The 11408-nt window shown below is 45.3% G+C and carries 12 protein-coding genes and 1 riboswitch; of the genes, 7 read left to right on the top strand and 5 right to left on the bottom strand.

From position 1 onward, the window contains the following. The first annotated feature begins 195 nt into the window (after positions 1-195). From KUA50_RS05355 to KUA50_RS05330, 6 genes are all read left to right on the top strand, one after another. Complete coding sequence (locus KUA50_RS05355; protein WP_218457559.1) at positions 196-1152, top strand: hypothetical protein; 957 nt, start codon at positions 196-198, stop codon at positions 1150-1152. Between the two features lie 486 nt (positions 1153-1638). After that, positions 1639-1782, top strand: coding sequence for a hypothetical protein (locus KUA50_RS05350; RefSeq protein WP_218457558.1), 144 nt, complete (start codon positions 1639-1641; stop codon positions 1780-1782). 1 nt (position 1783) lies between these two features. Next, positions 1784-2821: an AAA family ATPase gene (locus tag KUA50_RS05345; RefSeq protein WP_218457557.1), complete on the top strand. Its 1038-nt coding sequence runs from the start codon at positions 1784-1786 to the stop codon at positions 2819-2821. A gap of 253 nt (positions 2822-3074) precedes the next feature. Continuing rightward, positions 3075-4148 (top strand): DUF6371 domain-containing protein, encoded by a 1074-nt coding sequence (locus KUA50_RS05340; protein ID WP_218457556.1) that lies wholly within the window; start codon positions 3075-3077, stop codon positions 4146-4148. Between the two features lie 94 nt (positions 4149-4242). After that, positions 4243-4464, top strand: coding sequence for a DUF4248 domain-containing protein (locus KUA50_RS05335; RefSeq protein ID WP_022111619.1), 222 nt, complete (start codon positions 4243-4245; stop codon positions 4462-4464). A 199-nt stretch (positions 4465-4663) separates the two neighbouring features. Next, positions 4664-5197 (top strand): DNA-binding protein, encoded by a 534-nt coding sequence (locus KUA50_RS05330; protein WP_218457555.1) that lies wholly within the window; start codon positions 4664-4666, stop codon positions 5195-5197. A gap of 76 nt (positions 5198-5273) precedes the next feature. Here the strand turns inward: KUA50_RS05330 and thiH are convergent, their stop codons facing one another. The 5 genes from thiH to thiS form a co-directional block, all read right to left on the bottom strand. After that, on the bottom strand, positions 5274-6425 hold the full coding sequence (gene thiH, locus KUA50_RS05325; RefSeq protein ID WP_218457554.1) for a 2-iminoacetate synthase ThiH: 1152 nt from the start codon (positions 6423-6425) through the stop codon (positions 5274-5276). 80 nt (positions 6426-6505) lie between these two features. Then, positions 6506-8200: a phosphomethylpyrimidine synthase ThiC gene (gene thiC / locus KUA50_RS05320; RefSeq protein WP_118118659.1), complete on the bottom strand. Its 1695-nt coding sequence runs from the start codon at positions 8198-8200 to the stop codon at positions 6506-6508. Between the two features lie 97 nt (positions 8201-8297). Continuing rightward, positions 8298-9071, bottom strand: coding sequence for a thiazole synthase (locus tag KUA50_RS05315; protein ID WP_022111614.1), 774 nt, complete (start codon positions 9069-9071; stop codon positions 8298-8300). Between the two features lie 134 nt (positions 9072-9205). Beyond that, positions 9206-9844 carry a thiamine phosphate synthase gene (locus KUA50_RS05310; protein WP_218457553.1) on the bottom strand — a complete coding sequence of 213 codons (639 nt, stop codon included), beginning with the start codon at positions 9842-9844 and terminating at the stop codon, positions 9206-9208. A 75-nt stretch (positions 9845-9919) separates the two neighbouring features. Beyond that, on the bottom strand, positions 9920-10117 hold the full coding sequence (thiS, locus tag KUA50_RS05305) for a sulfur carrier protein ThiS (protein ID WP_022111612.1): 198 nt from the start codon (positions 10115-10117) through the stop codon (positions 9920-9922). 164 nt (positions 10118-10281) lie between these two features. Further along, positions 10282-10375: riboswitch (TPP riboswitch) on the bottom strand. Between the two features lie 370 nt (positions 10376-10745). On the opposite strand from thiS, the gene KUA50_RS05300 reads away from it, so the two are divergent. Next, positions 10746-11390 carry a hypothetical protein gene (locus KUA50_RS05300; protein ID WP_218457552.1) on the top strand — a complete coding sequence of 215 codons (645 nt, stop codon included), beginning with the start codon at positions 10746-10748 and terminating at the stop codon, positions 11388-11390. The last annotated feature ends 18 nt before the right edge of the window (positions 11391-11408 follow it).

The raw sequence follows: 11408 nt of genomic DNA, 5'->3' as shown, positions 1-11408 counted from the left end.
TGGAAAAGGCTTCCGCCTAATCTATCGGCAAAGGTACAAAGAATAATTGAGATTATTGTAAGTTTCTCTGAAAAAGTTTTCGAGAAAAGCGTTTTTCAATCTCTTCCGCACTTTATTATCTTCTCCTGAACCCATAAAAAAGCTCAATAAATTCTTTAAAAGTGTAGAGTTTTGTTCTTTTCTATAGTTTAAAAAATGTTATTTTATTTTTTGCTATCAAGAAAAAGCAGTAACTTTGAAAAAAAATTAAATAGTTTTAATTATATGAGTATAAGCATTAATGAATTTCGCGTTTTGCGAACATTGTCAGATGGTGAGCAACATGATAAAGCTCCAAAAGGATTAACTGATGCTCAGTTCTGTATTGCAGTACAATTACTCAAACGGAAAGATTTGGTATATGCAACTTTTGAAGAAGGAGGAAAAGTCGTTTCTTCACAGATTAATATGGCCGGACGTGCTGTATTGGATGATTTAAAAAAACTAGAAAAGAAAATCCTTAATCATGCTCTTTATGCAAGAAACATAAGAGAATGTGACTACAAAATTCTTCTCGATTTAAAAAATAATGGTTCTAATGCTTTTTCCAAAGAAATTAAGGATGATTCCACTTTTTTTGAAAGATTATTCTGTTTGAGGCGAAATAAATGGATTGCAGTAAAATTCAATTATTACAGTTTGTCAGATAAAGGTTTCGAACTTCTTGCGGCAATAGAATATGAGGTTAATGAAACTTTATCGAAGAAGAATATTCAAGTGCCTGGTTTTATAGAGCCAGATGTAGATACACAGGATAGTTTGGCGGATTTAGCAAATCAAGTAGAGCAGAAAAGCAAAACACAATCGGATAAAACTTCTGATATATGTATTAAGGAAAAACGTTTGTCTGATTTCATTAAAGTTATAAAAGCAATGTGTGATGCTAATTATTTTGTGAAAAAAGATGGTGGCAAAGTTAATCAGGTTGATGTAATGGATCTGATGAGTGAAGCTTTTCACTCCGCCCGATTGAAAGACGGTAAATATTCATCTCTTTTAAGTAAATCAACTAAGGCTCAAAAAAATACCTATTTAAAAACTTTCGAGGAGTTGGAAGATAAAGCAGAAAACTTTTACAAGGTTTGTCTTGAAAAAGCAAACAATAAAGACTGAGTTTTTGAACTCTTCAAAGTAGTTGAAGAACAGGCTGAAAGCTAAAAATGCTTAGCCCATATACTATTAGTAATGCGTCCTATTATTATAGGGCGCATTATTATTATGTTGAAATGATCTAGAACGCTGCCCAGGACTAGAAGTTGCTGCCAGTTCTGGGCGTATGGAAGTTATAGGAAATCTACTATTAAAGTTTAATTTATTTTAAATTTTTGGTAAGGTTTTGGTAAGGTGCTTGCAACCTTACCAAGGCCTATTGTAATTTTGCCGGCGAGATTTAGTTCTTATCGGCTTTTTTTGTATTCAATAAACTGAAGACAGATGGAGTTGATAGAATGAAAATCTCTGGGGCTTATTGGATATCGTCCGTTGTATTCACTTAAGTCCAGCAGGCAGACAAGCATCCTGACAATGAAGCTTGAGGACTTGGACTATCTGAATGCAAATTGCTTCAAAGATGACGGAAGGATTAATACCTCATAAAATATGAAAAAGGTATTATCTATAGGAGAAATCCTCAATGAGTATTTACTCCACAGCAACGCCCCTCCGGCTGCGGCTTATCGCAAGCACGTGCAGGAGATGATGGCAAGTAATGAATCTGTTGATTATATCAAGAAAGGAGGATAGTATGATTAATAAAGATTCTAAACAGGAATTGGATGAAATCGTAGCTCAGGCTGCTCTTCAGCAGACTGAATCCCAGAAACAGGCTCAGGCTCTTGCTCCAGGGGCTGTTCAGCAGCAGGACAAGCCTAGCTTTTTCAATGTGTCTCCTTTCAATGACTACCGGATGGAAGGACTGAGGATGGATCCACCGAAGGAACTTTGTCCCCATATTCTGGTGGAACAAGAGACTACGATTCTCTTTAGCGGTCCAGGTGTGGGTAAAACAGTCCTCGCCATGCAGATAGCTATTGACTTGGCTGAACAGGGAAAGCGGGTGCTTTATGTCAACTTTGAGCTTTCGCAGCAGCAATTGGCTTTGAGATATCCCAACAAGGAGTTTCCTAATACGCTCTACCACGCTGGCATCGATTATACCAAGATGCACGATGTTACCGACCAGAGCATGATTCTTTCTGAGATAGAGCGAATGGCACTGGAACTGAATATAGAGGTGATAATCATAGATAACTTTACCAATCTCTGTATCAATTCTAAGGAGTCAGCTGAAGCTGGAAAAATCATGCAGCAACTGGTAGCTATGCGTATGACTCACAACTGTACCATGCTCATCCTTGCCCATACACCTAAGCGCAAGCAGGGCGATCCGCTTACAATCGACGACCTGGCAGGTAGCAAGCTTCTCAGTAACCTTGCCGATAACGTTATTGGTTTCAACAAATCGAGAAAGGACAAGAACATGCGCTATCTCATCCAACTGAAGTATCGTTCTCTCCCAATCGAACTTGATTTCAAGAACGTGCAGGAACTTACGTTGACCAGTTCTGACGGATGGCTCCATTTCGAATATGGAGGCTATGATGAAGAACGGGCACATCTGCCAAGATCAAGAGATGAGAAGGCAGAGCTGGAGCGCGATATCATTCGTGAACTCAAGCAGCCTGGCTTGTCTTATCGGGACATTGCTGATAAACTGGGTACCAGTTCGAGTATGGTTCAGCGTGTTGCCAAGAGCAATAACTTGAACAGAAAAGGCAAGTAAGCCTTACAAGAAGTAAGTATTTGTATCAGGGATGTATCATTCAGATTTTTGATACAAAATGATACTTAATTAATTGATATAGATATAGTTAGACTGTATCATGAGTGATACAACTGCTGTATCTGATACAAAGGGAATGTATCATCTTTGATACGTGATAACATTCTGAATATCAATAGATTAATGATTGTTTTGTATCAATGCGGAAATGATACACTCTGATACATTTTTTATATTTAAATTTCAGAGCAATATGTATAATGATACAGAAAACAGATTTATTTTGGAGCGTTATCGTTCTGGTGGTTCCAATCGCTATGTCTGTCCTCAATGTGGACGCAAGAAGTGCTTTACCCGATATGTGGATCTGGAGACGGGCAAATATGTGGCTGATGAATGTGGTAAATGCGACCATACGGCATCGTGTGGCTATCATTATCCACCGCGTCAATATTTCCATGATCATCCGGAGCTAAGCTGCAAGAAAGATTACCAGACGGAATATGTAAATGGTAAACCCTTGCTGGGATTGGGAAACAGGCATCAGTGGGCAGATGAAGCCCGAAACAGAGAAATGCTTTCCCGTAAGAACAGATTGCTGGTGCAACCTCAGGATAGGCGACAGACCGAGTTCTTCAGCCCCGAATGGGTACAGAAGGCGATGCTGAGACCGAGTGCTTTCAGCATGTGGCTTGAAGGCCTGAACATCGGTGGTGATGCCCGGCAGGTGCTAGACGATTATTGTGTGGGAGGTACTGCCCGAGACGTCGTTGTGCAGGGGGTGAATTATGGCAGAGCAGTGGTGTTCTGGCTGATAGACGAACAGCAGCGGGTGCATGATGCCAAGCTGATGGCTTATCGCAATGACGGTCATCGGGTGCAGGGATGGGCCAACACCATGCGTTCCATCTGTGAACGTTCTCATGTAGGACCGCAGCTTCAGGATACGGAAAAGGTGCTCTTTGGACGGCATCTGCTTCCCCGCTATCCCGATAAGACGGTATGTATCGTGGAGAGTGAGAAGACATCGCTTATCTGTGCCTGCCGCTATCCACAGTTCCTATGGCTGGCAACGGGCGGATGTGGCAATCTGCAGACTGATAAGCTGCTCCCCTTGCTGCATCGGCGACTCGTGGTTTATCCCGATAGCGGAGAGTATGATAAGTGGAAGGAGCAGATGGCGAAGAGCGGATGCTGGGATTATCGGGTAGTGGACTTCATGGAGCAGTTTGAGGCGAACACCGATATTGCCGATATCCTGTTGGGTGAGGCTCAGCAGAAACCCGAAATCCTGCTGCCTCCTCCTTCTGATGTCTGTCCCTTCTAAACATAAGGTTTACGCTCCGTAAGTATCATCTTTACGAGGCGTAAGTATGAGGGTAATAATTTTATTCATTGTGTAATTTCAAAAGATTGATAATATGACAGAATTTAAAGTCAGAGCCTATGGCAAGTCAGAGCTTGCCTGGCTTTATTTTCCAACAGCCAATTCGGCTCATACGGCAGTGAATCACTTGATGGCTTGGGTACGTCGCAACCCGGATCTCGTAAATGGACTCCATAAGTTAGGCTATCGTAAGTCGGCCAAGTTTTTCACTCCTAAGGAGGTAGCTCTTATCATTGATTATCTGGGTGAACCATAAGAAAATCCTTATAAAGTATGCTATCTCACGCAACGTATGCTATCGTCTGAATGACCCTTCAAAATGTTGTATCTTTGCTATGTAAACCAAAGGGGTTTACTCGATGAAACTCTCTGACGGACAAGGCGATGGATCCTATGCCTTTGAAGGAAAATAGAGATGTGGATTTGACAGTAATTAACTAAAAATTTTGAAAGGTATGATTAAGTACGTTTTGAAGCAGAACAAGAACAAGAAGAGTCTTGCTTTTGGTAAGTGGTATGCTTTCCCTGTGGTAGAAGAGACGATGGATTTGGCAGGACTCGCCAAGCACATGGAGGAGCACAATACGGGATTCACTGAGGCGATGTGCCTGGGCATGATGACTGCCATGGTGAAGTGTATCAAGGAGCAGCTCCTGGCTGGTAAGAATGTGAAGATTGACAACCTTGCCATCTTCAGCGTGGGGATCCGCAATAAGGAGGGAGCCAAGACTGAGGCAGAATTTACTGCGGCAAACAATATTACCGGTGTAAAACTCAGAGCCCGTGCTACCGGTACTTTGAGCAATGCCAATCTTAACACTTCGGCAAGTGTTAGAAGAGCCAGCAATGTAGTAGTTTCAGGTTCAGGCAGTGGTACTGGTAATGGAGCCGACAGTAACACCATTGGTGGTAATACGACTACTGGAGACAACAGTCAGGCAGGTGGAAGTTCTACAACTGGTGGCGATACCGACTACGAACTTAAATAAAGCCTTCTGAGGTTTATGAATGTGACTTGAAAATCAAAAAATCCTCGTCCGATATTGAAACGGACGAGGATTTTTTTTATCCAACTTTCTCTTCTTTTCCGAGATTTCCGAAGAGGTCGAATGAGGCATCCCAATCTTTCCAGACTGGTTCTCTGCCTATTTCCTTCAGTCTCGCGTTGATCACCTTGGCGGTACGCTCATCGCTCACGGTGAACTGCTCCAGCGCCTGAGGATAAGTATGATAACCACCTGGATTTACCTTGGATTCAGCCGACATGGTGGTGACACCGAGGGTAGCCATGTTGTCACGGATGTTGGCTGGCTCACGGGTAGAGTAGGAAATATCTACGTCGTGGTCGAAGATACGCATGGCGAATGTAGCCTGTGCCAACTGCTTGTCGGTCATGAAACAGTTAGGCTGGAATCCTTCGTTCTGTGCTGGGCGCATACGAGGGAAATTCACACTGTACTTCGTCTTCCAGTAGTGCTTCTGCAGGTAGCGCAGGTGGTGAGCCATCATCACTACGTCCGTGCGCCACTCCTTCTCCAGTCCGATGAGCACACCCATACCGATGGAATGGACACCTGCCATACCCATGCGGTCGAAACCGTCGCAGCGCCACTCAAACTTGCTCTTCATGCCACGTGGGTGGTAGAGCTTGTAGTTGTCGCGGTGGTAGGTCTCCTGGAAGCAGATCACACCGTTCATACCATGGTCGGCGAGGGTCTTGTAGTCCTCGGTAGAGAGCGGCATCACCTCGATCTTCACGTTGGAGAAATACTTCTTGGCGATGTCGATGGCCTTGGCGAGATAAGGGGTGCCAGCCTTTGCCGGGTTTTCGCCCGTTACGAGCAGGATATTCTCGAATGGAGCCAGCTGCTTGATAGCCTTGTACTCGTTCTCGATCTGCTCAGGGGTGAGGATGGTGCGTGCCATCGGATTCTCGCGGTGGAAACCGCAATACACGCAGGAGTTGGAGCATGAATTGGTGATGTAGAGAGGGATGAACATTGAAATGGTCTTGCCGAAGCGCTCCTCTGTATATTTGCGAGAGAGACGAGCCATCACCTCCAGATATGGCTCTGCTGCCGGTGAAATCATTGCCATGAAGTCGTTTACATCGCAATGGTCCTTGGCGAGGGCACGGCGTACATCATTATCGGTCATGCGAGCGATACGCTCCGTGGTCTCCTCCCAACTGATATTCTTTAATTCGTCTGAAAACATATTCCTATGAATTTCTAAAGTGCTGCCTGCTCCTTCCTCAGGTGAGAAATGAGCCGGCAGACTTTGCTTTTTACCTTATTTTATTTTTTATATTTTCTCAAATCGTGAGTCAACTTGGCTGCACAGAAGTTAGGACCACACATGGTGCAGTACTCACCCTCGGTATGACCAGCCTCCTCGAAATACTTCAAGGCGAGCTCTGGGTCGAGCGAGAGGTGGAACTGATCTCTCCAGCGGAACTCGAAGCGGGCTTTGGAGAGGGCATTGTCGCGGATGGTTGCACCTGGATGACCCTTGGCCAAATCGGCTGCATGTGCGGCAATCTTATAGGTTACCACACCTGTGCGCACATCCTCCTTGTTAGGCAATGCGAGGTGCTCCTTCGGGGTTACATAGCAGAGCATCGCAGTACCGAGCCATGCTATCTGGGCGCCACCGATGGCTGAAGTGATGTGGTCGTAACCTGGGGCGATATCGGTAACCAATGGGCCGAGGGTGTAGAATGGTGCCTCATGACAGTGGTCGAGCTGGCGCTCCATGTTTTCCTTGATCTTCTGCATTGGCACGTGGCCAGGACCCTCGATGAATGCCTGTACGTTCTTGTCCCAGGCACGGGTAACGAGCTCGCCCATGGTATCCAACTCGGCAAACTGGGCTGCATCGTTGGCATCGGCGATACAACCTGGGCGCAGACCATCGCCCAAAGAAAGGGCTACGTCGTACTGTGCCACGATGTCGCAGATATCATCGAAGTGCTCATAGAGGAAACTCTCCTGGTCGTGGTAGAGACACCACTTGCTCATGATACTACCGCCACGGCTCACGATGCCGCAGAGACGGCTGTCAGCGAGATGCACGTTGTGGCGACGGATACCGGCATGGATGGTGAAGTAGTCCACACCCTGCTCGCACTGTTCGATGAGGGTATCGCGGAATACCTCCCAGTTCAAATCCTCTACCTTGCCGTTCACCTTCTCCAGAGCCTGGTAGATAGGCACGGTTCCTACTGGTACAGGGCAGTTGCGCACAATCCATTCACGGGTTTCGTGGATGTTGTCACCGGTAGAGAGGTCCATCAAAGTATCGCCTCCCCATTTGCAAGACCATACCGCCTTGTCCACCTCTTCCTCAATGCTGGAGGTAGTGGCAGAGTTGCCGATATTGGTATTGATCTTCACGAGGAAGTTGCGTCCGATGATCATCGGTTCACTCTCCGGGTGATTGATGTTGGCAGGAAGCACGGCACGTCCACGGGCAATCTCATCACGCACATACTCAGGAGTGATATGGGTATCGATGCCCAACTCCTGGCAGTTCATGTTCTCGCGGATAGCCACGTATTCCATCTCTGGGGTCACGATGCCCGCCTTGGCGTATGCCATCTGGGTGATATGCTTGCCAGCCTGAGCACGGCGAGGCAACTGGATGTGCTCGAAGCGGAGGTGGTCGAGACTGTGGTCGGCCAGGCGCTGCTTACCATATTCGCTGGTGATTTCCTGGAGCTGTTCGGTATCGTTGCGGTCGAGAATCCACTGCTCTCTCATGCGAGGCAGTCCCTTCTTCAAATCTACCTGATAGTTAGGGTCGCTGTATGGACCGCTGGTGTCGTAGATATACACAGGAGCGTTTGGCTCGGTATGAGGAATGCCCCGTTCGTCCTTCACCACAGTAGGAGTGAGGTTCACCTTGGTCATTCCGACTTTGATCTGAGGGAAGAGTTTTCCCTGCATATACGCCTTTTCTCTCTTGGCGTAAGCTTTGTTATCGTTTGGCATAATGTTTAAAGGTAAAAAGGTAAAAAGGTAAAAAGGTAAAAAGAGCATTCTTGCTTCTTTGCCTCATCCTTGATGCCTTTTGATTTATCATATTATATTAGTCGTTGAGGAAAGCGGTGAGAGGAGAACTTGCTTCAGCACAGTCGCTGATGGCTCCGAGACCAGCCTCGTAGGCGCGACGACCACAGATGACAGCCTCCTTGAAAGCCTTGGCCATCTCAACAGGGTCTCCGGCTACGGCGATGGCGGTGTTAACCAGACAAGCGCTGGCACCCATCTCCATAGCTTCGGCTGCGTGGCTTGGTGCACCGATACCCGCATCTACTACTACAGGAACAGTAGCCTGTTCGATGATGATCTGCAGGAAGTCCTTCATTCTCAAACCCTTGTTGGTACCGATAGGTGCAGCGAGTGGCATTACGGTAGCAGCACCAGCCTCTTCGAGGTGCTTGCAGAGGGTAGGGTCTGCCTGGCAATATGGCAATACCACGAAACCGAGCTTCACCAGTTTCTCAGTAGCCTTCAGAGTCTCGATAGAGTCAGGGAGAAGGTAGCGAGGGTCTGGGTGGATTTCAAGCTTGAGCCAGTTGGTACCGAATGCCTCACGTGCCATCTGTGCAGCGAATACAGCCTCCTCTGCGTTGCGCACACCACTGGTGTTAGGGAGGAGCTGGATGTTAGGATTCTGCACGATATGAGCGAGCAGATCGTCCTGCTTGTCTTCGAGTTCGATACGCTTCATGGCTACGGTAACCATTTCAGTTTCAGAAGCCTTGATGGCTTCAGCCATGAGCTGGTTGTTGTTGAACTTACCTGTTCCCAGGAAAAGGCGAGAGTTGAATTCTCTGCCTGCAATTACTAATTTTTCCATTGTTTTTTATGATTTATACTTTTATTTTTTTCTTATAGCGGGGGCTGATTATTGCAGAGTCTGGATAATCGTAGAGCCAGCTTTATAGCGGAGTTCTAGATTATTCCGGAGTCTGGATAATCGCAGAGCCAGTTTTATAGCAGAGCCAGAATCTCCCTGGTTTCTTCAGCTGGATTTACTGCATGGAGGATGCAACCGCTGAGTGCGATGCCGTTCACTCCCGTTTTCATGATTTCGGGGATATCCTCCTTGGTAATGCCTCCGATGGCGACGAGCGGGATGTCGATGCTTTCTTCCTTCATCTTCTGGATGATGTCCTTATATCCTTCCAGTCCGAGGATAGGAGAGAGCTTCTCCTTGGTGGTGGTAAAGCGGAACGGACCGCAACCGATGTAGTCGGCTCCAGCCTCGTAGTGTGCCTTCACATCCTCAAAGGTGTTGGCAGTACCGCCGATGATGAATCCGTCGCCCAGTATCTTGCGGGCTTCAGCGATAGGCATATCGTTCTTGCCCAGATGCACACCATCTATCTGCAGTTCCTTTACGAGAGCCACACGGTCGTCGATGAGGAAGGTGACCTGCTGTTCTCTGCACCATTCCTTCACCTGCAGGGCGATAGGGCGCACCTCGTCGTCGGTAGCTCCCTTCATGCGCAGCTGAATCCATTTGCATCCGCCAGCTAATGCCTCACGGATACCGTCGAGATAACCCAACTTTTCATTCTGATGGGAGATGAACTGCAGGCGAAAACGGTCTAATGAAATTTTTGCCATTTTTTAAAATTCTTCGTCATGTTATTTTAAGCCATCACTCTATCATCAAATAAGTCATAGCTTTATATAGAATCCTTATCCCCCGCAGAAAGCTTTTACGATAACGATGTCAGCGCCTTCGAGGATCTTTGTGGTTTCCCATTCGTCGCGAGGCACCATATTGTTGCTGATGGCAACGGCTACACCTGTGGCAGGAAGATTGAGTTCTTCTGCCAGTTGCTTAACGTTGAGAGCCTGAGTCTCAGTTTCCTTGTTGTTGATATTTACTTTCATAAATCGAATTGTTTTTAAGGGCTATGCTGATAGCCGTTTATTTTAAGTCCTTGTTTTTATCACGGAAAAAGCCCCTAATCCATGGTCATTAGCCATAGAATAGGGGCTTCTTTTCGGATACACCTTCTGATACTCATCTTGCAGTATTCCAGTGCCATTATCCTCTTGGTTATATCATATTTCCCTGCGTCAGCATTATCTGCGTCAGGTTCAATGGGTATAATCTCAGCCGATCTCTCAGCACCCCCGTGACATTCATCTTGCAAATATACTGATAATATCCTTAAGTCGTATCAAAAGGGCAGTTTTTTAGTGTATATTAACAGATATTAAAATGCTATACTTGTGTTATCAACCTTAAATTCCAATGAAACAGTCATTTATATTGGATAAAAATCTCACTTTTATGCTATAAAAATTATCTCTTTAAACTCAATTTGTATAGTACTAAAGCAACTACTCATGGCTGTTGGTGGTGCTTTCCATCTGAAATCACGAAAAGTTATGTGTTGTGCTTTTTAGTTAATAAAGTATAATGTTACGCTAAAGAAGTGATGTTTCGGAATTTTTTTGCTAAATTTGCAAAAATAAGTATCTAATTTATAAACCTAATAATTTTTTTTTAACTATGACTAAGAATGTTTTTAAAATGGCTATGGCATTAGCGATGTTGTTTGTCACAACACAACCGGCTAATGCGCAGTTAGGAAAATTGCTTAAGAAAATTGGTAATACAGTAGAGGCTGTCGCTGATAATAAAGGTGATACCAAGAGTGGAAATGAATACGACAATAAGATACTGCCGTCTGAGTTTGTCATCAGCTCCACAACTTCTACTTCTGGCTCTGTTGTCACCAATCCTTTCAGCAAGGCTGTAGATATCCAGCTTGTTGGAGCCTATGGAAAAAGCACATCAGAGAACTCTGGCACGGTATCGCTTGTGCTGAAAGTGATGATGAAAGTTAATAAATCACGCATTAGCTTTGGAGGTAGAGGCCAGTTCCCTGGTTCTGATGTGGCCAGCAATACGATGTGTATAGATCAGAATGGAGAACTTTACAGTTCTGATAGTCAGACTACATCCGAGAGTTATGATGTCAGCGAGGGGGTGTATGTCAAACTGAAACTTGAAAGTCCGTACAATTTATTCATAAATGTAAAGAAGACTGCCAGAGTTTTGCAGGTGATAAAGCTTGGTCTATATATCGATGCTAACACGACAGGTTATATTACAATGAAGAATGTTCCTGTATTATGGGATGTGAAGCCATAATGATTCGTAATTTTTATA

Source organism: Segatella hominis, assembly GCF_019249725.2.
Taxonomy (GTDB): domain Bacteria; phylum Bacteroidota; class Bacteroidia; order Bacteroidales; family Bacteroidaceae; genus Prevotella.
This window is presented reverse-complemented; position numbering and strand designations above follow the sequence as displayed.

Bases quoted from the DNA above. Each gene is read 5' to 3' on its own strand.
- KUA50_RS05300 (WP_218457552.1), top strand. From the start codon at position 10,746: ATGACTAAGAATGTTTTTAAAATGGCTATGGCATTAGCGATGTTGTTT.
- KUA50_RS05330 (WP_218457555.1), top strand. From the start codon at position 4,664: ATGATTAAGTACGTTTTGAAGCAGAACAAGAACAAGAAGAGTCTTGCT.
- KUA50_RS05335 (WP_022111619.1), top strand. From the start codon at position 4,243: ATGACAGAATTTAAAGTCAGAGCCTATGGCAAGTCAGAGCTTGCCTGG.
- KUA50_RS05315 (WP_022111614.1), bottom strand. From the start codon at position 9,071: ATGGAAAAATTAGTAATTGCAGGCAGAGAATTCAACTCTCGCCTTTTC.
- KUA50_RS05345 (WP_218457557.1), top strand. From the start codon at position 1,784: ATGATTAATAAAGATTCTAAACAGGAATTGGATGAAATCGTAGCTCAG.
- thiC (WP_118118659.1), bottom strand. From the start codon at position 8,200: ATGCCAAACGATAACAAAGCTTACGCCAAGAGAGAAAAGGCGTATATG.
- thiS (WP_022111612.1), bottom strand. From the start codon at position 10,117: ATGAAAGTAAATATCAACAACAAGGAAACTGAGACTCAGGCTCTCAAC.
- KUA50_RS05350 (WP_218457558.1), top strand. From the start codon at position 1,639: ATGAAAAAGGTATTATCTATAGGAGAAATCCTCAATGAGTATTTACTC.
- KUA50_RS05310 (WP_218457553.1), bottom strand. From the start codon at position 9,844: ATGGCAAAAATTTCATTAGACCGTTTTCGCCTGCAGTTCATCTCCCAT.
- KUA50_RS05355 (WP_218457559.1), top strand. From the start codon at position 196: ATGTTATTTTATTTTTTGCTATCAAGAAAAAGCAGTAACTTTGAAAAA.
- KUA50_RS05340 (WP_218457556.1), top strand. From the start codon at position 3,075: ATGTATAATGATACAGAAAACAGATTTATTTTGGAGCGTTATCGTTCT.
- thiH (WP_218457554.1), bottom strand. From the start codon at position 6,425: ATGTTTTCAGACGAATTAAAGAATATCAGTTGGGAGGAGACCACGGAG.